This window comes from Corynebacterium otitidis ATCC 51513, assembly GCF_000296405.1.
Taxonomy (GTDB): domain Bacteria; phylum Actinomycetota; class Actinomycetes; order Mycobacteriales; family Mycobacteriaceae; genus Corynebacterium; species Corynebacterium otitidis.
In genome coordinates this window covers 140,333-165,784 of sequence record NZ_JH815194.1, presented here as the reverse complement: position 1 = coordinate 165,784, position 25,452 = coordinate 140,333, and the positions used below count along the sequence as shown (strand labels likewise).

Annotated in this window: 22 protein-coding genes; 16 read left to right on the top strand and 6 right to left on the bottom strand. The window is 72.6% G+C overall.

What is annotated here, in order from left to right; genetic code table 11:
• The first annotated feature begins 264 nt into the window (after positions 1–264).
• From HMPREF9719_RS06160 to HMPREF9719_RS06130, 7 genes are all read left to right on the top strand, one after another.
• A complete protein-coding gene (locus HMPREF9719_RS06160; protein ID WP_004601123.1) occupies positions 265–1,023 on the top strand; it encodes a hypothetical protein in 759 nt (252 codons plus the stop codon).
• A gap of 4 nt (positions 1,024–1,027) precedes the next feature.
• Complete coding sequence (locus tag HMPREF9719_RS06155; protein ID WP_004601122.1) at positions 1,028–1,711, top strand: CbiQ family ECF transporter T component; 684 nt, start codon at positions 1,028–1,030, stop codon at positions 1,709–1,711.
• Positions 1,699–2,775 carry an ATP-binding cassette domain-containing protein gene (locus HMPREF9719_RS06150; RefSeq protein ID WP_004601121.1) on the top strand — a complete coding sequence of 359 codons (1,077 nt, stop codon included), beginning with the start codon at positions 1,699–1,701 and terminating at the stop codon, positions 2,773–2,775. Before HMPREF9719_RS06155 ends, HMPREF9719_RS06150 begins: the two co-directional genes overlap by 13 nt.
• A 33-nt stretch (positions 2,776–2,808) precedes the next feature.
• Positions 2,809–3,702: a phosphoribosylaminoimidazolesuccinocarboxamide synthase gene (locus HMPREF9719_RS06145; RefSeq protein WP_004601120.1), complete on the top strand. Its 894-nt coding sequence runs from the start codon at positions 2,809–2,811 to the stop codon at positions 3,700–3,702.
• 25 nt (positions 3,703–3,727) lie between these two features.
• Positions 3,728–5,884 (top strand): S9 family peptidase, encoded by a 2,157-nt coding sequence (locus tag HMPREF9719_RS06140; RefSeq protein ID WP_407636367.1) that lies wholly within the window; start codon positions 3,728–3,730, stop codon positions 5,882–5,884.
• A 139-nt stretch (positions 5,885–6,023) separates the two neighbouring features.
• A complete protein-coding gene (locus tag HMPREF9719_RS06135) occupies positions 6,024–7,064 on the top strand; it encodes an alcohol dehydrogenase catalytic domain-containing protein (RefSeq protein WP_004601118.1) in 1,041 nt (346 codons plus the stop codon).
• Between the two features lie 102 nt (positions 7,065–7,166).
• Entirely contained in the window at positions 7,167–8,201 is a 1,035-nt protein-coding gene (locus HMPREF9719_RS06130) for an alcohol dehydrogenase catalytic domain-containing protein (protein WP_004601117.1), read from the top strand.
• Between the two features lie 90 nt (positions 8,202–8,291).
• Here the strand turns inward: HMPREF9719_RS06130 and HMPREF9719_RS06125 are convergent, their stop codons facing one another.
• The gene (locus HMPREF9719_RS06125; protein WP_004601116.1) at positions 8,292–11,384 is read right to left on the bottom strand and encodes an ExeM/NucH family extracellular endonuclease; all 3,093 of its coding nucleotides are present in this window, start codon (positions 11,382–11,384) and stop codon (positions 8,292–8,294) included.
• A 330-nt stretch (positions 11,385–11,714) separates the two neighbouring features.
• Between HMPREF9719_RS06125 and purS the strand changes: the two genes are divergently transcribed.
• From purS to purL, 3 genes are all read left to right on the top strand, one after another.
• On the top strand, positions 11,715–11,960 hold the full coding sequence (purS, locus tag HMPREF9719_RS06120; protein WP_038075918.1) for a phosphoribosylformylglycinamidine synthase subunit PurS: 246 nt from the start codon (positions 11,715–11,717) through the stop codon (positions 11,958–11,960).
• On the top strand, positions 11,961–12,638 hold the full coding sequence (gene purQ, locus HMPREF9719_RS06115) for a phosphoribosylformylglycinamidine synthase subunit PurQ (protein WP_004601114.1): 678 nt from the start codon (positions 11,961–11,963) through the stop codon (positions 12,636–12,638). It abuts the gene before it with no gap.
• 93 nt (positions 12,639–12,731) lie between these two features.
• The gene (purL, locus tag HMPREF9719_RS06110; protein ID WP_004601113.1) at positions 12,732–15,026 is read left to right on the top strand and encodes a phosphoribosylformylglycinamidine synthase subunit PurL; all 2,295 of its coding nucleotides are present in this window, start codon (positions 12,732–12,734) and stop codon (positions 15,024–15,026) included.
• Positions 15,027–15,188: 162 nt separating this feature from the next.
• On the opposite strand, the gene HMPREF9719_RS06105 is transcribed toward purL, so the two are convergent.
• The 3 genes from HMPREF9719_RS06105 to HMPREF9719_RS06095 are packed head-to-tail and all read right to left on the bottom strand — an operon-like array spanning position 15,189 to position 17,971.
• Positions 15,189–16,043 carry an ABC transporter ATP-binding protein gene (locus HMPREF9719_RS06105; protein ID WP_004601112.1) on the bottom strand — a complete coding sequence of 285 codons (855 nt, stop codon included), beginning with the start codon at positions 16,041–16,043 and terminating at the stop codon, positions 15,189–15,191.
• Positions 16,043–17,080, bottom strand: a complete 1,038-nt coding sequence (locus tag HMPREF9719_RS06100; protein WP_004601111.1) for a taurine ABC transporter substrate-binding protein — start codon at positions 17,078–17,080, stop codon at positions 16,043–16,045. The genes HMPREF9719_RS06105 and HMPREF9719_RS06100 overlap by 1 nt, the downstream gene beginning before the upstream one ends.
• Before the next feature lie 3 nt (positions 17,081–17,083).
• On the bottom strand, positions 17,084–17,971 hold the full coding sequence (locus tag HMPREF9719_RS06095; protein WP_004601110.1) for an ABC transporter permease: 888 nt from the start codon (positions 17,969–17,971) through the stop codon (positions 17,084–17,086).
• A gap of 295 nt (positions 17,972–18,266) precedes the next feature.
• On the opposite strand from HMPREF9719_RS06095, the gene trhA reads away from it, so the two are divergent.
• Positions 18,267–19,049: a PAQR family membrane homeostasis protein TrhA gene (trhA, locus tag HMPREF9719_RS06090; RefSeq protein ID WP_004601109.1), complete on the top strand. Its 783-nt coding sequence runs from the start codon at positions 18,267–18,269 to the stop codon at positions 19,047–19,049.
• A gap of 257 nt (positions 19,050–19,306) precedes the next feature.
• On the top strand, positions 19,307–19,651 hold the full coding sequence (locus tag HMPREF9719_RS06085) for a hypothetical protein (RefSeq protein WP_004601108.1): 345 nt from the start codon (positions 19,307–19,309) through the stop codon (positions 19,649–19,651).
• Positions 19,652–19,818: 167 nt separating this feature from the next.
• On the opposite strand, the gene HMPREF9719_RS06080 is transcribed toward HMPREF9719_RS06085, so the two are convergent.
• On the bottom strand, positions 19,819–20,862 hold the full coding sequence (locus HMPREF9719_RS06080; protein ID WP_004601107.1) for an acyl-CoA thioesterase: 1,044 nt from the start codon (positions 20,860–20,862) through the stop codon (positions 19,819–19,821).
• Positions 20,863–21,041: 179 nt separating this feature from the next.
• On the opposite strand from HMPREF9719_RS06080, the gene HMPREF9719_RS09525 reads away from it, so the two are divergent.
• From HMPREF9719_RS09525 to purM, 3 genes are read left to right on the top strand one after another with little or no spacing between them, the layout of a single operon-like run.
• Complete coding sequence (locus tag HMPREF9719_RS09525) at positions 21,042–21,419, top strand: sterol carrier family protein (protein WP_038075764.1); 378 nt, start codon at positions 21,042–21,044, stop codon at positions 21,417–21,419.
• A gap of 14 nt (positions 21,420–21,433) precedes the next feature.
• Positions 21,434–22,981: an amidophosphoribosyltransferase gene (purF, locus tag HMPREF9719_RS06070; RefSeq protein ID WP_118788000.1), complete on the top strand. Its 1,548-nt coding sequence runs from the start codon at positions 21,434–21,436 to the stop codon at positions 22,979–22,981.
• A 53-nt stretch (positions 22,982–23,034) separates the two neighbouring features.
• Positions 23,035–24,102, top strand: coding sequence for a phosphoribosylformylglycinamidine cyclo-ligase (gene purM / locus HMPREF9719_RS06065; protein ID WP_004601104.1), 1,068 nt, complete (start codon positions 23,035–23,037; stop codon positions 24,100–24,102).
• 130 nt (positions 24,103–24,232) lie between these two features.
• Here the strand turns inward: purM and HMPREF9719_RS06060 are convergent, their stop codons facing one another.
• The gene (locus HMPREF9719_RS06060; RefSeq protein ID WP_004601103.1) at positions 24,233–24,655 is read right to left on the bottom strand and encodes a hypothetical protein; all 423 of its coding nucleotides are present in this window, start codon (positions 24,653–24,655) and stop codon (positions 24,233–24,235) included.
• Positions 24,656–24,738: 83 nt separating this feature from the next.
• Between HMPREF9719_RS06060 and HMPREF9719_RS06055 the strand changes: the two genes are divergently transcribed.
• On the top strand, positions 24,739–25,452 hold a 714-nt coding region (locus HMPREF9719_RS06055; RefSeq protein WP_162857763.1), incomplete at its 3' end, for a hypothetical protein.

Sequence of the window (25,452 nt, the reverse complement as noted above, 5' to 3'; positions counted from 1 at the left end):
CGAGGGGCGCCCCGCGGCCCGCGTGGTGACCTGGGCCGACGGGGAGGCCGCCCGCGCCGAGCTGCTGCGCGGGGCGCGGCTGCTCGCCGAGGCCTGGCGCTAGGGGCCCGGCCCCGGAACCGGGGCCGTTCAGGCTCGGCGGCGCTATAGTGTCCCCGGCCCGAGGTGACATAGAGCCCAAGCGCCTTAAAAGGGGATTAAGTCCCCGGGCGCAGCCATCGACGTTTCCGACCCCAGCACCAAGACCCCAGGAGCCGTTTTCCCATGTCACGATCCCGCATCCTCAGCGTCGCCGGCGGCGCGCTCATCGCCGCGACGTGGCTCTACCTCGTGCTCGTCCGGCCCACCGACTGGGACGAGGTCGGCGGCTCCACGGAGGCGATCGTCACGCTCGTCGGCTACCTCGGCGGGGCGGTGCTGCTGCTCGCCGGGACGATCCCGCACCTGCCGGCCGCGGCGATCGCGCTCATCCCCGCCGCCCTCGTCCTCAACATCGTCGTCGGCGAGGTCGTCGGCTCGGTGGGTGTGCCGCTCTACCTCGACGCGATCGGCAGCGCCCTGGTCGCGGTGCTCGCCGGCTCCAGGGCTGGGCTCGCCACCGGGGCGCTCAGCTCGATCGTGTGGTCGCTGTTCAACCCCACCACGCTGCCGTTCGCGGCGGTCTCCGCGCTCATTGGCTGGCTCATCGGGCTCGCCCACGAGCACGGCTTCATGCGCTCGCTGTGGCGGGCGATCCCGACCGGCCTCGTCATCGGCCTGGTGAGCGGCGCGGCCGCAGCGCCGGTCGCGGCGTTCGTCTACGGCGGCACCGCAGGCGTCGGCACCGGCGCGCTCGTGAGCCTGTTCCGGGAGATGGGCGGCTCGCTGCTCGAGTCGGTGACGCTGCAGTCGTTCATCTCCGACCCGATCGACAAGGCCATCGCCCTCGCGCTCGCCTACGGGGTGGTGCGCGCCCTGCCGCAGCGCACGCTGCGCGCGCTGCGCCCCTCGGAGGCTGGGCCCGGGGCGGGCGAGGGGCGCTAGGGCGGTGGCCGCGCGCCTCAACCCGCTCACCTGGCTCGCCGCGGCGGCCGCGGCGTGGCTGCTCGTCCTCGGCCTCAACGACTGGCGGGTCTCGCTCGCGGTCGCGGCCGGGTTCCTCATCCTCGCGGGCGCGGCGCGCGGGCCCGCGCCCGTGGCCGCGGCCCTCGCGCTCGCCGCGCCGGTCGGCGCGTCGCTCGTCATCGTCCACGGCCCGCACGGCGAGCGCGACCTCGGGATCCTCTCGAGCGAGGGGCTGGCCGTGGCGGGCACGCTGAGCGTGCGGGTGCTCGCGCTCATCGCGGCGCTCCTCGCGGCGGGCGCGCTCATCCCCGTGCCGGCGCTGGTCAAAGCGCTCGGCCGCTACCCGCGGGCCGCGTACCTCGCCGGCGCGGCGCTCCGGCTCTTCCCGCAGGCCGCCGGCGAGCTCACCTCGATCAGGGAGGCCAACCGGCTGCGCGGCCGGCGGGTCCGCGGCCCCGTCGCCGCCGCCAAACACCTCGCCGTGCCGCTCATCGTGCGGCTCGTCTCCGCCGGCGCGGACCGCGTCATCCCCCTCGAGGTCGCCGGCCTCGTTCGCCCCGGGCGGCGCACCGTGCTCGTGCCGCCGGACGACTCCGCCTGGCAGCGCGCGGCGCGCGTCGCGCTCCTCGTCCTCGCCGCGGGGGCGGTGGTCCTGTGGCGCTGGTAGAGCAGCTCGTCGGGCCCTCGGGCAGCGGGCTCACCCGCCGCCTCGAGGAGGCCTACCGCGCCACCCCGGGCGCGGCGATGCTCACCGCGGACGCGGCCGCGCACGTCACGCTCCTGCGCGCCACCGTCGCCGAGGAGATCGCCCTGCCGCTTGAGCAGCGCGGCTGGGCGCGCGAGAAGATGGCCGCGCGCGTCGACGAGGTCGCCCGCGGGCTGGGGCTCTCGGGGCTGCTCGGCCGGGACCCGCGGGGGCTCTCCGGCGGGCAGACGAGGAGGCTCGCGATCGCCGCCGTCACCGCCGCGCCCGCGCCGCTCGTGCTCCTCGACGAGCCGTTCGGCTGGCTCGACGGGGAATCCCTGGCATCCGTCGTGGCGTGGCTCGAGGGCCTCGAGGCGCGGGTCGTCGTCGCGGCGACGCGGCCGTGGCTCGGGCACGTTCCGGTGACGAGGCTCGGCGAGGCCGAGGAGCTTCCCGCGCTGCCGGGCAGGGTGCCCGCGGTGAGCGGGGAGCTCGACCTCGGCGAGGTGACCGGCGCCCGCCTGGGCCGAAGGCGCGGCTGGCGCCGGCGCCGGGCGGTGCTCGCCGAGGCGGGCCCGGTGTCCTTACGCGTCCCACGCGGCGGGGTGGCGTGGCTGCGCGGCCCCAACGGCGCGGGCAAGTCGACGATCCTTAGAGAGCTCGCGGGCTTAGGAGCCGGCCCGGGGGCGGGCGCGGGGCTCATCATGCAGCGCGCCGCCGACCAGATCGTCGACTCCCACGTCAGCGACCTCGTCGAGGACGAGGAACTGCGGGCGCGGCTCGGGCTGCCTGGCGAGGCCCACCCGCTGGACCTGCCCAGGCGCGGGCTTCGGCTCGCGCAGTGCGCCCAGGTCCTTGGCGAGGGGCGCGCGCTGGTTGGCGCGGACGAGCCCGAGGTGGGCCTCGACGAGGCCGGCCGCCGGCTGCTCCACGGGCTTCTCGCCGACTATCTTTCCGGGGGCGGGGCGGTGGTGCTCGCCTGCCACGACGAGGCCTTCGCCGCCGAGGTGGCGAGCTACGCGCCGCTCGTCGAGGCCGCGCTCTAGCGCTTCGCGGACCCGGGGCTAGGATCGGGGGCCATGAGGCCAGAACTCTCCGAGTACGAGCACCTCTCCGCCGGGAAGGTCCGCGAGATCTACGGCGTCGACGACGAGCACCTCCTCATCGTCGCGACCGACCGCATCTCGGCCTACGACCACGTGCTCGACACGCCGATTCCCGACAAGGGCCGGGTGCTCACCGCGATGAGCTTCGCGTTCTTCGACCGGCTCGACGCGCCCAACCACGTCGCGGGCGACCCCGACGATCCGCGCATCCCCGAGTCCGTGCTCGGCCGCGCGATGGTCGTGCGCCGCCTCGACATGGTGCCCTTCGAGTGCGTGGCGCGCGGCTACCTCACCGGCTCGGGCCGCCGCGAGTACGACGAGCGCGGCTCGGTGTGCGGCATCGACCTGCCCGAGGGGCTGAAGGAGGCCTCGCGGCTCGACCCGCCGATCTTCACGCCCGCGACGAAGGCCGAGCAGGGCGAGCACGACGAGAACGTCAGCTTCGACTACGTCGCCGAGGCGCTGGGCCGCGAGGCCGCGGAGGAGCTCAAGGACGCGACGCTGAGCCTCTACGAGAAGGCCGCGGACATCGCCCGCGAGCGGGGCATCATCCTCGCCGACACGAAGCTCGAGTTCGGGCGCGACGAGGACGGCCGCCTCGTGCTCGCCGACGAGGTCTTCACCCCCGACTCCTCGCGCTACTGGCCGCTCGAGGGCTACGAGGCCGGCCGCACCCAGCCGAGCTTCGACAAGCAGTACGTGCGCGACTGGCTCACCTCGGAGGAGTCCGGCTGGGACCGCGCCTCCGGCGAGGAGCCGCCCCGGCTCCCGGGCTCCGTCGTCGAGCGCACCCGCGAGCGCTACGTCGAGGCCTACGAGCGCATCACCGGCGAGTCCTTCGCCGACTGGCTGGGGGCCCGCGCCTAAAACTCGCGGCGCTAGCATGGTCGCCATGCCCAATTTCGAGGAGAACGCGCCCGTCGCCCCCGTCCACCCCACGGTGCGGGAGCGCCACGGCCGGCGCTTCGTCGACGACTACGAGTGGCTGCGCGACAAGGAGTCGGAGGAGACCCTCGACTACCTGCGCGCGGAGAACGCCTACACCGACGCCCAGACCGCGGGGCTTCGCGACCTGCGCGAGGAGATCTTCACCGAGATCAAGTCCCGCACCCAGGAGACCGACATGTCGGTCCCCGAGCGCGCCGGCGGATACTGGTACTACGCCCGCACCATCGAGGGTAAGAGCTACCCCGTGGCCTGCCGCCGCGCGCTCGTCGACGGCGCGGACCCGTGGGTCCCGCCGAAGCTGCCCGAGCCCGGCTCGGACGAGCCCGTCGAGGGCGAGAAGATCGTCCTCGACCTCAACGCGCTCGCCGAGGGCAACGAGTTCTTCTCCACCGGCGCGATGGCGGTGACGCTGTCCGGCCGCTACCTCGCCTACTCGGTCGACACCTCCGGCGACGAGCGCTTCGAGCTCTTCGTCAAGGACCTTCAGACCGGGAAACTCCTCGACGACCACCTCACCGGCGTGTTCTACGGCGCGACGTGGGCCGGGGAGAGCCACATCTTCTACCTCACCGTCGACGACGCGTGGCGCCCGGACACCGTGTGGCGCCACCGGGTCGGCACCCCGCAGTCCGAGGACGTCAAGGTCTTCCACGAGCCCGACGGAAAGTTCAACGTCGATATCGGGCTCGTGCGCTCGGAGAAGTTCCTCCTTATCCAGGCGGCCTCGAAGATCACCTCCGAGGTGTGGGCGCTGCCCGCCGCCGAGCCCGAGGGCGAGTTCGAGTGCCTCTGGGGGCGCGAGGAGGGCGTCGAGTACGACGTCGACCACGCCGTCGTGCCCGGCAACACCGGCGGCGAGGACCGCTGGATCGTCACCCACAACAAGACCGCGGAGAACTTCGTCGTCGCCGACGCGCCCGCCGTCACCGGGACGCAGCTGCCCCCGCTCGAGGACCTCGAGGTGCTGATCGGCTCCGACGAGGACACCCGCGTCGAGGGCGTGGACTGCTACCGCGACTTCCTCACCGTGGGCTTCCGCCGCGGCGGGATCGGCCGCGGCGGGGTGCTGCCCATCGTCGGCGGCGGCTACGGGGAGCTAGGGGAGATCGAGTTCGACGAGGAGCTCTACACCCTCGGCATCGCCGGGAACGCCGAGTGGGACGCCCCGGTCATCAGGCTGTTCTACGGCTCGTTCACCACGCCCGCGGAGGTCTACGACTACGAGGTCGCCACCGGCAAGCGGCGGCTGCTCAAGCGCCGCGCGGTGCTCGGGGACTTCGACCGCGAGGATTACGTCGCCTACCGGCTGTGGACCACCGCCCGCGACGGGGAGGAGATCCCCGTCTCCGTGCTGCACCGCCGCGACCTGGACACCTCGACGCCGCAGCCCGCGGTGCTCTACGGCTACGGCTCCTACGAGGCGCCCACCGACCCGGGCTTCTCCATCGCGCGGCTCTCGCAGCTTGACCGGGGCATGATGTTCATCGTCGCGCACGTGCGCGGCGGCGGGGAGCTCGGCCGGCGCTGGTACACCGGCGGCAAGCTGCGCAACAAGAAGAACACCTTCTACGACTTCATCGACGTCGCCGACGACCTCATCGACCGCGGGATCACCGCCCCGGACCGGCTGGTCGCCGAGGGCGGCTCTGCCGGCGGGATGCTCATGGGCGCGGTCGCGAACCTCGCGGGCGACCGCTTCGCCGGCATCGAGGCCGTCGTGCCGTTCGTCGACCCGCTCACCTCGATGCTCATGCCCGAGCTGCCGCTGACGATCACCGAGTGGGACGAGTGGGGCGACCCGTACCACGACGCCGGCGACTACGACTACATGGCCTCCTACGCCCCGTACGAGAACGTCGAGGCCAAGGACTACCCCGACATCCTCGCGGTGACCTCGCTCAATGACACCCGGGTGCTCTACGTGGAGCCGGCGAAGTGGATCGCCAGGCTGCGCGCCACCGCCACCGGCGGGCGCTTCCTGTTGAATACGGAGATGTCCGCCGGCCACGGCGGGGTCTCGGGGCGCTACGAGCGCTGGAAGCAGACCGCCTTCGAGTTCGCCTGGCAGATCGCCAAGGCCACCGCCTACCGCTCGCGCTAGGAGCGAGAGAGGCCAGCGAGCCCGCCCCCGACATTGCCGCTCTAGCGGTAGTTCGGGGGTGAAAATCATCTCTGGGGCGGCGCGAAAGGGGGCTAAAATAGCGGGTGGGACAGGCCCACTATTGAAAGGAATTCTCATTATGCGCGCCGTCGTCAATGCCGCCAAGGACACCATCGAAATTCAGGACCGACCCATCCCCGAGATCGCCGCCGACGAGGTCCTGCTCAAGGTCGCCGGCGCCGGGCTGTGCCACTCCGACCTTTCCATCCTCGGCCGCGGCGACGAGCGCCTCATCGGCGACATCCTCGGCCACGAGGTCTCCGGCGTCGTCGAGGCCGTCGGCGAGTCCGTCGCCGACTATCGGCCCGGCGACGCGGCGATCGTCTCGCTCGTGCTGTCCTGCGGCCACTGCCGCGAGTGCCTGCGCGGCCGCCAGAACCAGTGCCGCGAGATCGCCAACCGCAAGGTCAGCGCCCCGCTCTCCCCGGGGATCGGGCGCGACGGCGGGATGGCCGAGTACATCGCCGTCAAGGAGCAGCACCTCGACCCGCTGGGCGGGCTCTCGCCGCGCGACGCGGCGCCGCTCTCGGACGCGGCGCTCACCTCGATGCACGCGGTCAACTCCGTGCGCGACCGGCTCGACTCCGACGCCACCGTGCTCCTCCTCGGGCTCGGCGGGCTCGGCCACGTCGCCCTGCAGATCCTCGCCGCGACCACGGGCGCGAGGATCATCGCCGCCGACACCGATGGCCGCAAGGTCGACTACGCCGCCGAGCACGGCGCGGACCTCGCGCTGGTCTCCGGGAAGGACACCGCCGAGCGGGTGCTCAAGGAGACCGACGGCTGGGGCGCGGACGTCGTCCTCGACTTCGTCGGCATCGAGCCCACCGTCGAGACCACCAAGGCCTGCATCGCCACCGGCGGGCAGGTTCGGCTCGTCGGCATCGGCGGCGGCACCATCGACTACGGCCCGCGCACCAACGGGCTGCCCTGGGGTGTGAACGTCGAGCGCGCCTACGGCGGCAACCGCAGCGACATGCGCGAGGTCTTAGCCCTCGCGCAGGCGGGCAAGATCTCCCTGGAGCTCACCCACTACGACCTCGAGGACGCGAAGGAGGCCTTCGACGACCTCGCCAACGGCCGCATCCAGGGCCGCGCCGTCCTCGTGCCCGGCGCCTAACTCGGCGCGAAACCGGCCCGCATAACGACCCGCGCCGATATAGTGATATGCGACTCAAAAGGGTCGAACTATATCGAACAACACCGAAAAGGAGCGCGGGCCATGCGGGCCGTCACCTACGTTTCCCCCGGGGAAATCGACATCATCGAGAAGCCGATACCGAAAATCGAACCCGATGAGGTTCTCCTCGAGGTCTTGGGGGCCGGCGTGTGCCACTCGGACCTCAACATCATCCGCTCGCCCCGGCGCCGCCACCTCATCGGCACGACGCTCGGCCACGAGACCGCCGGCCGCGTCGTCGAGGTCGGCTCCGCGGTGACGACCGTCGACGTCGGCGAGGAGGTGCTCTCCTTCGGACTGAAGTTCTGCGACCGCTGCCGGGAGTGCCTCGCCGGGCGGCAGAACCAGTGCATGGTCATCGCGCACCGCCGGCGCGACCCGCTCGGCCACGGGCTGGGGCTTGATGGGGGCATGGCCGACTACATGGCCATCCGCGCGCAGCAGCTCGACTCGCTGGGCGGGCTCGACCCGGTGGCCTGCGCGCCGCTGTGCGACGCGGGCCGCACCCCGATGCGGGCGATCAACTCGGTGCGCGACCGGCTCCTGCCCGACGCGACGGTGCTCGTGCTGGGGCTCGGCGGGCTCGGGCACGTGGGCCTGCAGATCGTCCGCGCCGTGAGCAACAGCCGCATCATCGCCGCCGATATCGACGAGCAGAAGGTCGCCTTCGCCGCCGAGCACGGCGCGGACCTGGCGCTCATCTCCAGCGAGGACACCGCCGAGCGGGTCATGGACGAAACGGACGGCTGGGGCGCGGACGTCGTCCTCGACTTCGTCGGCAACCAGGCCACGATGGACACCGCCGTCGGCTGCATCGCCACCGGCGGAGCGATCCGCTCGGTGGGCCTCGGGGAGGGGGCGTTTACCTTCGGGCCGCGCTACAACGGCCTGCCCTGGGGCGTGAATATCGACCGCTTCTACGGCGGGAACCGCACCGATATGCGCCACGTGCTCGGCCTGGCGTACTCCGGCGCCATCAACATCAACGTTGTGCGCTACGACCTCGACGACGCAAAGAAGGCCTTCGACGACCTCGACAACGGTCGCGTCCAGGGCCGCGCCGTGCTCGTGCCGTAGCCGCGGCACCGCCGACGGCGAAGGGCGCCCCGGGCGGGACCGTGATCTCCACGGTCCCGCCCGGGGCGCCCAGTTCTTGCGGTGGGGCTTCTAGGAGTCCCGGCGGCGCAGCGCCAGCACCACGAGCCCGACCGCGAGGGCGACCGCGCCGAGGGCGGCGGCGCCGATCACGGCCGCGCCCGTCGCCGCCAGCCCGGAGCCGGGGCTCGTGGTACCCGGCGCGGGGCTCGGGGCGCCCGGCTCGACCGGAGCCTGGCTGGTGGTGCTCGGCGCACCGCCCGTCTGGCTCGGGGCACCCGGCGCCGGGGCGGACTCGCCCGGCTCCTTATCGGCGTTCTCCTCGCCGCTCGGCGTCGCGGGCGCGCCCTCTTCGGGACGCTCGGTCGCGCCGGGCGCGGCCGGCGCCTCGGGGGCGTCGCCCGGCTCGACCGGGGCCTCCGGCTCGCCGTGGGGAGTCGACGGCTCCGGCGCCGCCTCGCCCGAGCCCGCGGGCGGGGTCTCCGGCTGTTTCGCGTCGGGGTCGGTCGTTTCCGTGGGAGGCGTCGTCGGCGAGCTGGGCTCCGGCTCGGGGCGCTCCGGCGAGGGCTCCGACGGGGCGGGCTCCGCGGGCGTCGTCTCCGGCGCCGACGGGCCCGAGGGCTCCTCGGGGCGCTCGGTGGGCTCGCCCGGCACCGGGGAGGTCGGCGGCGCGGCCGGCGGCTCCTCGGGCCGCTTAAGGCTCAGGCCCACGACGAGCGGGTCGTGGTCGCTGGAGCGGAACTCGTTCGCGGCGTGGAAGTCGACGACGTTGTTGTTGCGCCGCGAGTACTCGAAGGCGAGCGACTCCGGCGAGTTGATCGGCCACACCTCGAGGCCCGCGACGAGCGGCGCGGCGTGCTCGTTGACGAGCGCGTGGTCGAGCGAGCCGACGCGGCCCTCGAAGACGTAGGAGAACTGCTCGCCCTCGTCGAGGAGCTCAAAGCCGCGGCCCTCGAGGGCGCGCAGCGGGTCCTCCTTGGCGTACGAGTTGAAGTCGCCGAGCAGCACGACGGGGAGCTCGCCCCACTCGTCGATCGCCTCGAGCTCGTCGGCCAGCCCCTCGGCCTGGGCGGTGCGCACGGCCGGGTTGTTGGCCTGCCCGTCGCCGCGGTCCTCGTCGCCGAAGACGACCGAGCCCTTCGACTTGAAGTGGTTGGCCACCGCCACGAAGCGGTTGCCGCTGGGGAGCTCGAATTCCTGGGCGAGCGGCTGGCGGGCCACCCCGCGGAACGCCGGGTGATCGAGGATTCTCGACTCGCCGGAGGGGGCGACGGCGTCGGGCCGGTAGATGAAGCCGAGCCGGATGGTGTCCTCGTCGGCGGGCAGATCCTTAGGCGAGGGCACGTAGTCCCACTCGCCGCCGGCCTCGTTGAGCGCGTCGACGAGGTGGGCGAGCGCCTCGTCGCGGCGCGCCGCATCACCGGTGAGCGAGGCGGTGTTCTCCACCTCCTCGAGCGCGACGACCTCCGCGTCGAGCTTGTTGAGGGCCGCGACGATCTTTTCCTGCTGCGCGGCGAAGGCCGCCTCGTCGAAGGCGCCGCGCACGCGGCAGCCGCGGGCGGTTTGCGGGTTGCCCTCCCGGTCGCGGTAGGCGCGGCAGCCGGGCTCGTCCTTGCCGAGGGAGGGGAAGTAGTTGAGCACGTTGAACGTCGCGACCCGCACGTCGCCAGGGACCTTTGGCGCGTCCCCGGGGCGGGAGTCCCGCCAGTCGATCGGCGCGGCGCCGGCGGGCGCGCGCCCGTCGAGCGGGCCCGTGGGCTGCAGCCGCCAGTCGCCGAAGCGGTGGTCGAGGACGACGGGGTCGCTGAAGTCGACGCGGTCGCCGACGCGCAGCGGGGTGATGGTCTCCCCGCCATCGGCGGAGAGGTAGGCCGGCGGGACCTCGGAGTCGCCGCGCTGGTAGTTCCCGGAGCGCCCGTCGTCGAGGAGGATCTCCAGCTCGTCCTGCTCCCTGGCGAGGACCTGGACGGGGGAGTCGGGGTCGGTGCTCGGCTCGTGGACCGAGGTGGGCTGGCGGAAGGGCCGCTCCCCGGGCGCGAGGCCCACGGAGCCGTAGGTCGCGAGCTCGTAGGTGTCGGTGACGGTGTAGGCGCCGGTCGGGGCAACGAGCATGCCCTCGAGCGACTCGCGGGCCTCGTCGCCGGCGGGCACCTCGTCGAGCTCGACCGGGGCGACCGGGTCGACCGCCCCGAACGCGGGTGAGACCTCGTCGGCGTCGATCTGGGTGAGGCCCTCGACCTCGCGGGCGGTGCCGGTGACGAGGACCGCGTCGCCAGGCTCAGGCAGGCCCTCCGGGCCGGCGGCGACGAAGATGCCGCGGGAGGCCTCGCCGGGCTTCGGCGCCTCGCCGCCGGAGCCGGGCTCCTGCATGAAGAAGCCCCTGAGCCCACCCTCGGGGTACGCGGCGGTCACCACGCCCTCGGTGGCCACCGCCTCGCCCGCCAGGGGGCTTTCGGGGCCCTCGCTCTGGATCTCGGAGATGGGAACCTCGTTACGCTCGGGCTCCTCGCCGGGCCCGGGCGGGGTGTCGGGGCCGGGCGCGGCGCCGCCGGCCTTAGGCGTGGGCTCGGCGGCGTGGAAGTCGGCGGCGTTGTTGCCGGTGTGGGCACCGTCCTCGCGCCGCTGGATGGAGGTCGTTTTGGAGGTCTTCTCCGCGGGCTGGCCGGTGGACGTCGCGGGCGAGCCCCAGCCGACGAGGTCGGCGACCTCGCCTGCGGGGGTAAGGAGCACGGCGATCGCGCCGCTCGCGGCGAAGTTCACGGCGCTGTCCTGGTCGAACTCGTCGAGCGGCCGGCCGTTGTCGCCGTTACTGTAGCCGCGCACGAGGAAGTACCCGCCCGGCTCGATCGTGCCGGAGAGCTCAACGGTCGTGCCGACGTTGCCCTTCTCGCTGCGCTGCTCGATAACCCAGCCGTCTAAAGAGATCGGCTCCGGGGTGGGGTTGTAGAGCTCGACGAAGTCGTGGGTGAAGGCGGCGTTCTTGTTGCCGCCGCCCCCGTAGACCTCGTTGATGAGCGGGCTCTGGGCCTGCTCGGCGGCGCTCGCCGGGCCCGCGGGCGCGGCCGGTTCCGCGGCGGCGAGCGTGGCGGTGGCGGGCGCGGCGGCAAGAAGCCCGGCGAGCCCGAGGGCAAGAAGGGAGCGGTATGGCCGCGGTGGTCTGGTCACGAGGGGCGTCCTTTGCGCTTGGCGAGGGGGAGATCGGGGCCGGGACGCGCGAGGCCGCGCGGGCGGAACGCGGGGCTCCATGACGATCGGCGGAGCCCGGTTCCCGGACGCCCTCGTTGTAGCAGCGCGTCGGGATACTTTCGCCCGCCGCGGCGGTCCTCTCGGCCGGCGCGTGGCCGCGAGCTGGGAAAACGCTGTGAGTAGTTGCGGGGTGTTCACCTGCCGCTTAGCGGGCCTACGGCGATCGTTTAGCCCGCGGGTGTCCCCGGCGGGGGGCCACGTTAGTCTGTAGGCGTTGATTCGCCGCCGACGACGATGGAGAAGGACGCCGTGTCCCGAGTTGTAGTGTCCGTCATGCCCAAGGAGGAGATCCTCGACCCGCAGGGGAAGGCGGTGGTCCGGGCGCTCGACCGGATCGGCGTGAGCGGGGTGAGCGACGTGCGCCAGGGCAAGCGCTTCGTCCTCGAGGTCGACGACTCCGTGAGCCGCGAGGACCTCGAGCGGGTGGCGAGCACCCTGCTGGCCAACACCGTCATCGAGGACTTCGCCATCGAGGTCGACGGGGAGGAGAAGTAAGTGGCCGCACGCATCGGCGTCATCACCTTCCCCGGCACGCTCGACGAGGGCGACGCCGCCCGCGCGGTGCGCTACGCCGGCGCGGAGCCGGTCGAGCTGTGGCACGCCGACGAGGACCTCCGCGGTGTCGACGCGGTCGTCGTGCCCGGCGGGTTCTCCTACGGCGACTACCTGCGCGCCGGCGCGATCGCCGCGATCGCGCCGGTGATGCGCCCCGTCGTCGACGCCGCCCGCGGCGGCATGCCGGTCCTGGGGATCTGCAACGGCTTCCAGATCCTCACCGAGGCCGGCCTCCTGCCGGGCGCCGTGACCCGCAACAAGGGCCTCCTCTTCCACTGCACCGACGCCACGCTCGTCGTCGACAACGCCGAGACCGCGTGGACCGCGGGATTTAAGAAGGGCCAGGAGATCCTCGTGCCCGCGAAGCACGGCGAGGGCCGCTTCCAGGCCTCCCGCTCCACCCTCGAGGAGCTCGAGGGCGAGGGCCGGGTCGTGTTCCGCTACAAGGACAACTTCAACGGCTCGCTCGGCGATATCGCCGGCATCACCGACGCCGCCGGCCGCGTCGTGGGGCTCATGCCCCACCCCGAGCACGCCATCGACCCACTCACCGGCCCCTCGACCGACGGGCTCGAGCTCTTCCGCTCGGTGCTCGGCCGGCTCTCCCAGGCCGCCTAGGACCTATCCCCTTAGCCCCGCCGCGCCGCGGCGGGGCGGGGAGAGACTTCACCGATTTTTCGTCCCCCACGCCCAACCCCAAGGAGTGCCGCGTTGGTAGCCCCCATCGAGAACGACACCGTCTCCCGCGCCGAGGCGGAGCCCGAGCTTGCCCAGCCCTACGCGGAGCTCGGACTCAAGCCCGACGAGTACGAGCGGATCCGCGAGATCCTCGGGCGCCGCCCCACCGACGCCGAGCTCACCATGTACTCGGTGATGTGGTCGGAGCACTGCTCGTACAAGTCCTCCAAGGTGCACCTGCGCTACTTCGGGGAGACCACCACCGAGGAGATGGCCAGCAAGCTGCTCGCCGGCATCGGGGAGAACGCCGGCGTCGTCGACATCGGCGACGGCAACGCGGTGACCTTCCGCGTCGAGTCGCACAACCACCCCTCGTATGTCGAGCCGCACCAGGGCGCGGCGACCGGCGTGGGCGGCATCGTGCGCGACATCATGGCCATGGGCGCCCGGCCCATCGCGGTGATGGACCAGCTGCGCTTCGGCCCCGCCGAGGCGCTCGACACGCAGCGCGTGCTACCCGGCGTGGTCGGCGGGATCTCCTCCTACGGCAACTCGCTGGGCCTGCCCAACATCGGCGGCGAGACCGTCTTCGACCCGAGCTACGCCGGCAACCCGCTGGTCAACGCGCTGTGCGTCGGCAGCCTGAAGACCGAGGACCTGAAGCTGGCGTTCGCCTCCGGCACGGGCAACAAGGTCATGCTCTTCGGCTCGCGCACCGGGCTGGACGGCATCGGCGGGGTGTCGGTGCTCGCCTCCGACAGCTTCGCCGACGGCGCGGAGCGCAAGCTGCCCAGCGTGCAGGTCGGCGACCCGTTCGCCGAGAAGGTGCTCATCGAGTGCTGCCTCGAGCTCTACCGCGCGGGCGTTGTCGTCGGGATCCAGGACTTAGGCGGCGCGGGCCTGGCGTGCGCCACCTCGGAGCTCGCGGCCGCGGGCGACGGCGGCATGGCCGTCGACCTCGACGCGGTGCCGCTGCGCAGCGCGGAGATGAGCGCCGCGGAGATCCTCGCCTCCGAGTCGCAGGAGCGCATGTGCGCCGTCGTCACCCCGGAAAACGTCGAGACGTTCCGGAAGATCTGCGAGCGCTGGGAGGTCACCTGCGCCGAGATCGGCGAGGTCACCACCGGCGACAGGCTCGTCATCCGCCACCGCGGGGAGGTCGTCGTCGACGCGCCGGCCGCGACCATCGCCGACGAGGCGCCGGTCTACGAGCGGCCCTTCGCCCGCCCCGAGAACCAGGACGACATCCAGAACGAGGAGCCCCTGCCCGAGTCGGGGGACCTCGCGCACACGCTCACCGAGCTCGTCTCTTCGCCGGCGCTGTGCTCCCGGGCGTTCATCACCAACCAATACGACCGCTACGTGCGCGGCAACACCATCAAGGCGAAGGGCTCCGACGCGGGCGTTCTGCGCATCGACGAGGAGACCGGCCGCGGGGTCGCGGTCTCCGCGGACGCCTCGGGGCACTACACCTACCTCGAGCCCAACACCGGCGCGCGGCTCGCGCTCGCGGAGGCCTACCGCAACGTTGCCGCCACCGGCGCGCGCCCCGTCGCGGTGACCAACTGCCTGAACTTCGGCTCCCCGGAGGACCCCGGGGTGATGTGGCAGTTCCGCGAGGCCGTCCACGGGCTCGCCGACGGCGCGGCCGAGCTGGGCATCCCGGTCTCGGGCGGGAACGTGTCGTTCTACAACCAGACCGGCGAGGAGGCGATCCTGCCGACCCCGGTCGTCGGGGTGCTCGGCGTCATCGACGACGTCGCCGCCGCCCACGGCCACGAGTTCGGCTCCGTCGAGGGCGGGGAGGCGGTCTTCGTGCTCGGCGACACGTTCCGCGAGTTCGGCGGCTCCGCCTACCAGGAGCTCGCCGGGGTGAAGCTCTCCGGGCTGCCGCCGAAGGTGGATCTGAAGAACGAGGAGCGGCTCGCCGACCTGCTCGTCGGCAACGAGCTCGTCACCGCCGCGCACGACGTCTCCGAGGGTGGCATCGCCCAGGCCGTCCTGGAGATGGCCATGCCCGGCGGGCACGGCGTCGACCTCGACTTGAGCGACGTCCACGAGGACCTCGTCGTGGCGCTGTTCTCCGAGTCGGCGTCCCGCGTCGTCGTGGCCACCAGGCCGGAGGACGCGGACGCGTTCGCCGAGCGGGCCCGCGCCGCGGGTGTGCCGGCGCGCCGCGTCGGCGCGACGACGGGCCTGCCGGTCTTCGCGGCGCGCTCGGGCGAGCAGTCGCTGCCCGAGGTGAGCGTCGAGGACCTGCGCCGCGCGTGGGAGGACACGCTTCCTCGGCTCTTCGCCCACCCGGCGGGCAACAACAGCGCCGTCTAGGAGAACCCAGGGACAGGCTCTGGCCCTGCGCCCGCGCGGGCCTCGCCCCGCGCACGCGCCGCCGCCCCCGCCGCGGGACCGATCAAGGTCGCCGCGGCGGGGGCGGTTTCGTCGTCGTGAGGGGAGGCGCCGCCGGCCTCATCCGGGCCGGCCCGGGCCGGGTCAGGCGGCGTGGGCCTCGGCGATGTGGGTGGTGAGCTCGCGGCGCAGCTCGACGAGCTCCGGCTCGGAGACGAGCCGGCGGATCTCGGCGCGCAGCGCCGAGCGCGACGGGATGTCCTCTGCGCCGGCGCGCTCCATGTCGGCGATCGCGGGGGCGAGGTTGGTCACCGCGCCGAGCTTGTCGGGCACGGCGATGTCGCCGATGATGCGGCCGGGGTGCGGGGCCATGACGACGACCCGGTCGCCGACGATGATGGCCTCCTCCACGGAGTGGGTGATGAACACGATGGTGGGCTTGTAGCGCGACCACACGCGCAGAAGCTCCGCCTGGAGGTTCTCGCGGGTGAACGGGTCGAGCGCGCCGAACGGCTCGTCCATGAGGACGTTCGGCGGGCTCGCGGCGAGGACTCGGGCGATCTGGGCGCGCTGCTGCATCCCGCCGGAGAGCTCGTAGGGGTAGCGGTTCTTCGCCTTCTCCAGGCCGACGAGCTCGAGCAGGGTGTCGGCCTCCCGGGCGGCCTCCCCGTCGCCGGTGAACGTGGAGGCGAGGCGCACGTTGCGGCGCACGTCGAGCCAGGGGAAGAGGTTCGGCGCCTGGAAGATCATGCCGCGGTCGGTGCCGGGCCCGGTGATGGGCTTTTGCTCCTCGTCGTCCGGGCCGCCGGCGACCTCCCCGGAGGTGGGCGGGAAGAACCCGCCGAAGATGCGCAGCAGCGTCGACTTCCCGCAGCCCGAGGGGCCGACGATGCTGACGACCTGCCCGCCGGGGATGGTGAGGCTGATGTCGCGTAGCGCCTCGACCTCCTCCCCGGAGGTGGTGGTGAACGTGTGGCTGATGTTTGTCGCGCTGAGCACTAGCCCTCCTCCGGTGAGATGATCGCGTCGGCGTAGCGGTCCTTGTCGCTCGCCCGGTCGATCTCGCCCTGCTCGGCGAGGAACTCGGCGGTCGCGTGGAGCGCCTCCCCGAGCTCGTCTAAGGCGTCGGCCTGCCCGGCGAGCCGCACGAAGTCTTGGCCCTCGAGCTGGGTCTCTGCCTCGTCGACGGAGATATTCGCCTGCCTTGCGTTCGCCTCGATGAAGTCGTCCGGGTCGCTCTCCGCCTGCCCGAGGATCCAGTCGTGGAGCTCGAGGTAGGTGGCCACGGCCTCGGGGTTGCTGCGCGCCCACTCGCCGTCCGCGACGGTGATGTTGTAGGTCGGCGTCCCGAACTCGGCGACGTCCTTTGAGGTCACCAGCGTCGTGCCGTCTTTTTGCAGCTCGCCTAACACCGGGTCCCACACGTAGCTCGCGACGACCTCGGCGGAGTTCCACGCAGACGGGATGGTGTCGGGGGAGGCGTTGATGAGCTCGACGTCGCGGGCCGGGTCGAGGCCCGCCTCGATGAGCGCCTGCTGGAGGCTGAAGTGCGCCGTCGAGGAGAACGGCACGGCGATCGTGCCGCCCTTTAAGTCCTCGATGGAGTCGGCGTCCTTCGCGACGAGCGCCTCGGTGTCGCCGATGACCGCGTTGACGGCGATGGGCGCGACGTCGAGCTCGAGGGGCTCGCTGAGCGCCACGGCCGTCGGCACCGAGCCGAGCACGCCCGCGTCCACGGAGCCGGCGGCGAAGGCCTGGATCATGTCCTGGCCGGTGGGGAACTGGATCCACTCGACCTCGGCGTTGGGCAGGCACGCCTCGAGCAGCGCGTGCTCCCGGGCGTAGAGCTCGGTGCCGGGCCCGCCGAGGAACCCGAAGCGGACCTCACCCTCGGTCTCGGCGGTGTCGATGGGGCAGGTGGCGTCCTCGGAGGAGAGCCACTCGTTGGCCGGCGGGCCGACGCAGGCGGCAAGCGGCGCCGCCGCGGCGCCGAGCGCGGCGACGGCGAGTGCGCGCCGCGTGGGTGTGGAGATCATGGCTTAGCCCTTCCTCCTCCAGGGGGCGAAGCGCCGCTCGGTGTAGAGCAGCGCGTGGTCGATGACGAGCGCGACGAGGCCGATGACGACGATGCAGGCGATCGTCAGGGACGTGTTGAGCTGCGTGCCGGAGACGAACGCCAGCCCGCCGATGCCGGGGATGCCGTCGTTCATCTCCGCGGCGACGATCGCCGACCACGCCAGCGCGGTGGCCAGGCGCACGCCGTTGATGATCTCCGGGAGTGCCGCGGGGATGAGGATGCGCTGGAAGATCTGCCCGCGGCTCGCGCCTAGGGTGCGCGCCGCGAGCGTCCAGTCGTTGGGCACCCCGATGACCCCGGAGATCGTCGAGACCGTCACCGTGGGGAACACCGCGAGGAAGAGCAGCACGACCTTCGAGGTGTCGCCGATGCCGAACCACACGATGAGCAGGCCGATGTAGCCCAGCGGCGGCAGGGCGCGCAGGAAGCTCAAGGAGGGCTCGACGACGCGGCGGACCGTGGGGTTCGAGCCGAGCGCCCAGCCGAGTAGCACGCCCAGGATCGTGCCGGCGATGAGCCCGACGCCGATGCGCTCTAAGGTGGCGAGCAGGTGCTGCCAGAGGAAGTAGCCCTGCACCCCGCAGCCGACCTGGCCGTTGGCCTGCTCGGTGCAGAGGTTCGTGGTGACGAGCTCGCGCCCCACGTCGTAGGGGGAGGGCAGCACCACGGGGCTGACGTCGGTGAGCTCGGTGACGAGCCACCAGGCGGCGACGATCGCGGCGAAGACCGCGACCTGGATGAGCCGCAGCCACCCCTTCGAGCGCCGCGGGCCGCGCCCCTGGCCCGGCCCCGGGGAGCGCTTGGCCGTCCTGCCGGCCGGGCGGCGCCGGTCGAGTTCTTGTGTTGTCATGATTCTTCGCTGGGCCTTCGGTTCGTTCTTCCGCGCGCCCCGGCGGCGGTGGATATCTCCGCGGGCGGCGGGCCGCCGCGCGGGCCGAGCGCGCACCCGGACGAGTAGACCAGGCTGTCTGTTTTTCGGTCAACGGTTTCATTCGCGGCGGGTGGAACGCCGCGGCGCGGGACGTCTCCGGCGGGGCGCGAGCCGCGCCGCCCGAGCGGATATGATGGGTGAGCGCTCGAGACAAGCGCCCGCCGGAACGAACGATAAAACCGGCGGGGACGCCGCGGCGGGGGAGGGGCAACACATGGCGCGAACGACGGCCACCGGGGCCGAGGACGAGGCGCGGCGGGCCGACCGCTCGCGCGTCAAGCGCATCGAGGTCGCCCGCGAGAACGGCCTGCTGCGCATCACCCAGTGGGTCGCCGACCGCGGCAAGCGCCCCAAGGTCCGCGGCTGGGTGCACGTCGTCGCCGCGATCCTGTCGGTGGTCTCCGGGGCGGTGCTCACGACGTTCGCGTGGATGACGCTGCCGTGGCTCTACGCGCTCGGCGTGACGATCTACGCGGCCGGGCTGGTGGTGCTGTTCGGGGTGTCCGCGCTCTACCACCGCGGCCCGTGGCTGAAAGAGAGCACGATTAGGGCGTGGCGGAGAGCCGACCACGCGACGATCTCGGTGTTCATCGCCTCGACCTACACCCCGCTGTGCCTCATCGCGCTAAGCCCCACGCAGGCCGCGTGGATCCTAGGGATCGCGTGGCTCGGCGCGATCGCCGGCGTGGTGCTCTCCATGGTGTGGATCGAGCACCCGCGCTGGCTCGACCTGGTCGTCTACCTGACGCTGGGGTGGCTCATCGTGCCGCTCATCCCCGCGCTGTGGCAGAGCGCCGGCCCGGCCGTGGTGATCCTGCTCGCGGTGGGAGGCGTCGTCTACTCGGTGGGCGCGGTCTTCTACGCGACGAGCTGGCCGGGGCGCAACGCGAACTACTACGGCTACCACGAGTACTTCCACACCGCGACGGTCATCGCGGCGATCGTCCACCTCGTGGCGGTGTGGATGGTCGTCGTCCAGGTCGGAATCCCCTCCTAGCGCCCGGCCGGGCCGAGGAGCGTGCCGCGGCCCGCGACAGTAGTCCTTCCCGGGCGGCGCCGGGGCCCGCGCCGGGGCGCGGCGCCCGCCGCGTAACGGTTGCGTAACAATCTCGCTTATCCGCTTGCGGCGGCTTCCGGCCTGCGTAGCGTGGAAAGTGACACACAGTCCACACACAGGAAACGCTGCGGCGTGGCCGCTCGGAACCCCGAACACGGCGGTCCCCGCGGCGGCGCGCCGCGAACGGGGAGGCGACGATGGAATCCGCGAAGCCGACGATCGCGACGAAGGTGAAAACGCCCCTGGGCCTTGTTCTGCCCGCGGGTGTCTACGGGGCGGGGATCGCGCTCATCATCACCGTCGCCTCCGCGCTGATCATGATTCCCCTGGAGATCCCGCTCTGGGCCTGGGCGCTGGCCTTCCTCGTCCTTGCGGCAGTGATGATCCCCATGGTCCCCAAGATCGCCGAGGACTGGGAGGCCGACGAGCTCCCCGGCGGGGAGGCCGTCTTCGTCGCCAGGCCCACGAAGCGGCCCCTGGTCTTCGCCGCGGTGTGCGCGGTGATCCTCCTCGGCGTCGTCGCGGCTCTCGTCTTCCTCTAAGGGGCGCGGCCCCGGCCCCTCGGTGCGGCGCCGACGCCGCCGAGGAATAACGCTCGGGGCAAGAGAGACATAAGAGCTAAGGCCGGCGCGCCCGCGGTGCTTCTCGCCGCGGGCGCGCTGGCCTCGTGCGTGCGTCGCGCCGCCCCGGCGGGGGCGGCGGCGTCGCTCTAGTCGGTGTGGTTGCCGCCGTAGGGCAGAACGAGCGGCTCGGGGCGGTACTCCATGCGCAGCTCCCGGAGCCGGTCCGAGTGCGCGGCGAGCGCCTTGTCCGCCTCGGTGGAGGGCACGAACTGCCGGGCGGGCAGCGGGTTGCCGTCGATGTCCTCGCTGATGAACGCCATCGTCGCGTGGATCGCGTTGCGCAGGTTCTCCCGCCCGCCGGTCGGCGCGCCGGAGCGCACGTGGATGGACATCTGCATCGAGCGCCGGCCGGTCTTCATCATCCGCGCGTCGACCTCGATGAGGTCGCCGATGGAGATGGGCCGCTGGAAGCGGATGCCGCCCGAGTAGATCGCCACGGTGCGGTGGCCCGACCACTCCATCGTGCACGCCGAGGCAGCCTCGTCGATCCACTCCATGGCCGTGCCGCCGTGGACCTTCCCGCCCCAGTTGACGTCGGTGGGCTTCGCGAGGAAGCGGTGCACGAGCCTCGGCGCGGAGGACTCCGCGTCGAAGTCCTGCTTGTCGGTCTCCTCCTGGATGCGGCGGCGCAGCTCGATGCGGGAGTTCGCCGCGCGGTTGAGGCGCTTCTGCTCCTCGGTCTCCGGCTCGAAGGGCGGCACCGGGGTCGTCTTGCCGGTCGAGGAGTCCTTCGCGACGAAGATGACGAGGCAGTCGCAGGCGCGGGTGAGGACCCCGTCGCGCGGGTCCGCGGACATCACCTCGGTGACGATGTGCATCGACGAGCGCCCCGTGCGCGCGAGCGAGGAGCGCACCTCGACGATGTGGCCGGACGGGATGGGCCGGGTGAAGTGGATGTGCCCGACGTACGCGGTGACGCAGTAGCAGCCCGACCACTGGCTGGCGCACGCGTAGGCGGCCTTGTCGATCCACTCGAGGACCCGGCCGCCGGACACGCCCGGGGAGCCGGCCATGATCACGTCGTTGGGCGCGGCCATGAACCGCAGCGTCATCACCGGGGAGCGCCGCGCCGGCGCGGGCTGCTTGGGGGTCTCCGAGGGGGTGGGGGACGAAGAGCTGGGTTGGGACATGGCAGTCGCTGGTCTTCCGTCGTCTTTCCGTGGGGCGTGCAGTAATTCTTTCTGGCGGGCGCGGGGCGCCCCCGGCGCGCCTCGCGGCGGCCGGCTTCGGCACCACATCATAGCCCCGGCCGTAACGGGGATCACCCGCCAGCCCGGCGGCGGCCCGGCGCCCGCTACGCTGGGGCGGCATGGCCCGCCGAGCAGACCCGGAAGAGACCCGAGAAGCGCTCAACGAGGTGCGCGCCTGGGTCGAGGACCCCGAGGCCAACCCCGCCCCGCCGCGCCCCGCGATCGCGCGGGCGGTGCGGCTGAGCGCGCGCACGCTCGAGCAGGAGGCGCCCGGCCACAGCGTCGAGGTGCGCGTCCCGCCGTTCGTCGCGGTGCAGTGCATCGAGGGGCCGCGCCACACGCGCGGCACCCCGCCGAACGTCTGCGAGATGCCGCCGTTGACGTGGCTGCAGCTCGCCATAGGGGTGCGCGGCTTCGACGACGCCCCGGAGGTGGAGGCCTCCGGCTCGCGCGTGGGCGAAGTTGCGCGTTGGCTGCCAATCATTCGGTTTCGCTAGGAACCGGTATTAGGATGGCGCCCGTGTTATCGACGAGCGAGGTCAACGGCGTTTCCGCGGGCGAGGGCGCGGGCCCATCCGACCCCAAGCCGAAGGACGAATGCGGCGTCTTCGGGGTGTGGGCGCCCGGCGAGGTGGTCGCGAAGCTCACGTACTTCGGGATCTTCGCGCTGCAACACCGCGGCCAGGAGGCCGCGGGTATTGCCGTGGGCGACGGGGACCGCATCGTCGTCTACAAGGACATGGGGCTGGTCTCGCAGATCTTCGACGAGAGCCTGCTCGACTCGCTCGAGGGGCACGTCGCTATCGGGCACACCCGCTACTCCACGGCGGGCGGCACCGACTGGTCGAACGTGCAGCCGATGCTCAACGCCTCGGACTCGGGCACCGACCTGGCGCTGTGCCACAACGGCAACCTCGTGAACTTCCAGCAGCTGCGCCACCTCGCGGAGCAGCGCGGCCTGGTCAGCGCCGAGGACGCCTCGGACACGAGCGTTCTGACCTCCCTGCTCGCCAGCGCGGTCGGCACCGACACCGGGGTGCTGGATGCTGCCCACCAGCTCCTCCCGCACGTCAACGGCGCGTTCTGCCTGACGTTCACCGACGGCAACACGCTCTACGCGGCGCGCGACCCGTTCGGGGTGCGCCCGCTCGCGCTGGGCAAGCTCGACCGCGGCTGGGTCGTCGCCTCCGAGACGTGCGCCCTCGACATCGTCGGCGCGTCGTTCGTCCGCGAGATCGACCCGGGCGAGATCGTCGCGATCGACGAGAGCGGCGTGCGCTCCGAGCGCTTCGCGGAGCGCCGCGACAAGGGCTGCGTCTTCGAGTACGTCTACCTCGCGAGGCCCGACTCGGTGATCAGGGGCCGCGACGTCAACGGGGTGCGCGTCGAGATCGGCCGGCAGCTCGCCCGGGAGGCCGCCGCCGACGGCGACCTTGTCATGCCCGTGCCCGAGTCCGGCAACCCCGCCGCGGTCGGCTTCGCGGAGGAGTCCGGCATCCCGTTTCGGCAGGGCGTGGTGAAGAACTCGTACGTGGGCCGCACGTTCATCCAGCCCTCGCAGACGCTGCGCAAGCTGGGCATCAGGCTCAAGCTCAACCCGCTGCGCGAGGTCATCGCCGGCAAGCGGCTCGTCGTCGTCGACGACTCGATCGTGCGCGGCAACACGCAGCGCGCGCTCATCCGGATGCTTAGGGAGGCGGGCGCGGCGGAGGTGCACGTGCGCATCGCCTCCCCGCCGGTGAAGTGGCCGTGCTTCTACGGCGTGGACTTCGCCACCCCCGGCGAGCTCATCGCGAACGCGGGGGACTTCTCCAGCGAGGAGGAGATGACCGAGGCGATCCGCGCGACGATCGGCGCGGACTCGCTGGCCTACGTCTCGGTCGACGCGATGATCGCCGCGACCGAGCAGCCCGCCGACGAGCTGTGCAGCGCCTGCTTCGACGGGCGCTACCCGCTGGGTCTGCCGGCCGGCAACCCGAACGCCTCGACGGTGGCTAGGCTGCAGAACCGCCGGGTGCGCCCCGACGGGAGCACCGTGCCCGCCGGCGCGGCCAGCTAACAAGGCCGCCCCGAATAGCCGTTTGACGTCAACCGGATGGGACCGAAAAGCAAGTGACTAACTCCGAGTCCACGCCCGCCTCCTACGCCGCCGCCGGGGTGGATATCGACGCCGGCGAGCGCGCCGTCGAGCTGTTCGCCCCGGCCGCGAAGCGGGCCTCCCGCCCGGAGGTGCGCGGCGGGCTCGGCGGGTTCGCCGGCCTCTTCGCGCTGGGCAAGTACCGCGAGCCGCTGCTCGCCGCCGGCTCCGACGGGGTGGGCACGAAGCTCGCCGTGGCGCGCGCCCTGAACAAGCACGACACCATCGGCATCGACCTCGTGGCGATGTGCGTCGACGACCTCGTCGTGTGCGGCGCGGAGCCGCTCTTCCTCCAGGACTACATCGCCATCGGCAAGGTCGTGCCCGAGCACGTCGCGGAGATCGTCTCCGGGATCGCGGAGGGCTGCGTGCAGGCCGGCTGCGCGCTGCTCGGCGGGGAGACCGCCGAGCACCCCGGGCTCATGGCGCCCGACGAGTACGACGTGTCCGCGACCGCGGTCGGCGTCGTCGAGGCCGACGAGCTGCTCGGCCCGGACCAGGTGCGCGACGGCGACGTCGTCATCGGCATGCCGTCCTCCGGGCTGCACTCCAACGGCTACTCGCTGGCCCGCCACGTCCTTCTCGAGCGCGCCGGCATGCCGCTCGACGGCTTCGACGAGGGCCTGCGCCGCACCCTCGGCGAGGAGCTCTTAGAGCCCACGAGGATCTACGCGAAGGACTGCCTCGCGCTCGCCGCGGAGTGCGAGGTGCACACCTTCTGCCACGTCACCGGCGGCGGGCTGGCCGGCAACCTCGCCCGCGTCATCCCCGAGGGCCACACCGCGAGGCTCAGCCGCGCGACGTGGTCGCCGCAGCAGATCTTCCGCACGATCTCCTCGGTGGGCACGGTGCCGCTTGAGGAGATGGAGAAGACCTTCAACATGGGCGTGGGCATGGTCGCCGTCGTCGCGGCCCACGACCGCGACCGCGCGCTCGCGATGCTCACCGCCCGCCACCTCGACGCGTGGGTCCTCGGCGAGGTGACCGCCGCCGAGGAGGGCGCGCCCCGCGTGGAGCTCACCGGCGAGCACCCCGGCTACTAGGCCGCGGCCGCCCGAAAAGCGCCGAAACAAAAGCACAAGGAAGGCCCCGCCCGGACCGGAAACCCCGGCCCCGGGCGGGGCCTTCCTTCTTTCTTTGGCGCGCCGCGTCCGGGGCGCGCGCTAGCGTCCCTTAGGCGAGCGGGTAGTCCTGCACCGAGCTCAAGCCGCGGGTGCCGTCGATGAACGGGTACATGATGTAGATCCAGGCGGTGTTGATGACGAACACGATCGCCGTGCCCCACCAGGGCATCGGCGGCAGCCCGATGGTGATCATGATCCCGACCCACACGACCATGAGCGGCGCGAAGTTGCGGAAGCGGGGCTTGTACTCGAGGCCGCGGGCCTCGAGGTAGGCGCGCACGTCGCGGCGGTAGGGGTGGCTGAAGGTGTAGAGCAGCGCCGCGGCGATCCCGCCGACGAGGACGACGAGCTGGGTGTAGCGGCCCACGTCGAGCGAGAGGACGGCCACCGCGATGCCGAAGAGCAGCGAGGCCGTGACGCGCACGGCCGGCGGGGTCTCGGGGGGCCGCTTCGGGGCCTGGGAGTCGCTCATGGCACCTAACGCTATCAGTTGACTCCCAGGCCCCCGCGGGGAGACAATACCCCTCATACGAACAAATGTTCGAATAGAAGGGGGTGGTGGTCGTGGCTCTCGCGGCCGGCGGCGACGTCGAGGAGAAGGTCACCCGGCTCCGGGAGCAGATCGCGCAGCTCGGCGGGGGAACCGGCGCCCGGGGCCGGGGGCAGGAGCCCGAGCCGGACGGCAACGGCGCGGAGCTCCGCGGCCCCCTCGGCGAGCTGCTCACCGGCGGGCTGCCCCGCGGCGCGGTCACCGAGTGCGCCGACTCCTCGACGCTGCTTGCCGAACTCCTCGCCGAGGCCACCGCCGCGGGCCTAAGCGCCGGCCTCGTCGGCGCGCCCGGCCTCGCGCTCGCCGCCGTCGAGGAGCGCGGCGGGGACCTCTCCCGGCTCGTCGCCGTGCCCGAGCCGGGCGCCGCGGGCCTGCGCGTCGTCGCCGCCCTCCTCGAGGGCCTCGACGTCGTCGTCTACCGCGCCCCCGCCGAGCGCCCCGCCGCCCCGCGCGGCGCCACCCGGCCCACCCCCAACCGGCTCCCCGCCGCGCAGGAGCGCTCCCTAAAGGCGAAGCTCGCCCGCGGCCGAGCCGCGCTCGTTATCGTCGGCGCGTCGGTCTCCTCCCCGGCGCTGCGCCTGCGCGGCCAGATCGCCGCGCTCCACGGCATCGGCCGCGGCACGGGGCGCATCGCCGGGGTGACGCTTAAGGTCGCGGCCGCGCGGCGCGGCGCGCCCGACCTGCGCGGCGAGGTGCTCCTCGGCCGCGGCCCCGAGGCC

Bases quoted from the DNA above. Each gene is read 5' to 3' on its own strand.
- HMPREF9719_RS06145 (WP_004601120.1), top strand. From the start codon at position 2,809: ATGAGGCCAGAACTCTCCGAGTACGAGCACCTCTCCGCCGGGAAGGTC.
- HMPREF9719_RS06060 (WP_004601103.1), bottom strand. From the start codon at position 24,655: ATGAGCGACTCCCAGGCCCCGAAGCGGCCCCCCGAGACCCCGCCGGCC.
- HMPREF9719_RS06135 (WP_004601118.1), top strand. From the start codon at position 6,024: ATGCGCGCCGTCGTCAATGCCGCCAAGGACACCATCGAAATTCAGGAC.
- HMPREF9719_RS09525 (WP_038075764.1), top strand. From the start codon at position 21,042: ATGGCCCGCCGAGCAGACCCGGAAGAGACCCGAGAAGCGCTCAACGAG.
- HMPREF9719_RS06130 (WP_004601117.1), top strand. From the start codon at position 7,167: ATGCGGGCCGTCACCTACGTTTCCCCCGGGGAAATCGACATCATCGAG.
- HMPREF9719_RS06140 (WP_407636367.1), top strand. From the start codon at position 3,728: ATGCCCAATTTCGAGGAGAACGCGCCCGTCGCCCCCGTCCACCCCACG.
- HMPREF9719_RS06100 (WP_004601111.1), bottom strand. From the start codon at position 17,080: ATGATCTCCACACCCACGCGGCGCGCACTCGCCGTCGCCGCGCTCGGC.
- HMPREF9719_RS06095 (WP_004601110.1), bottom strand. From the start codon at position 17,971: ATGACAACACAAGAACTCGACCGGCGCCGCCCGGCCGGCAGGACGGCC.
- trhA (WP_004601109.1), top strand. From the start codon at position 18,267: ATGGCGCGAACGACGGCCACCGGGGCCGAGGACGAGGCGCGGCGGGCC.
- purF (WP_118788000.1), top strand. From the start codon at position 21,434: ATGGCGCCCGTGTTATCGACGAGCGAGGTCAACGGCGTTTCCGCGGGC.
- HMPREF9719_RS06160 (WP_004601123.1), top strand. From the start codon at position 265: ATGTCACGATCCCGCATCCTCAGCGTCGCCGGCGGCGCGCTCATCGCC.
- HMPREF9719_RS06080 (WP_004601107.1), bottom strand. From the start codon at position 20,862: ATGTCCCAACCCAGCTCTTCGTCCCCCACCCCCTCGGAGACCCCCAAG.
- HMPREF9719_RS06085 (WP_004601108.1), top strand. From the start codon at position 19,307: ATGGAATCCGCGAAGCCGACGATCGCGACGAAGGTGAAAACGCCCCTG.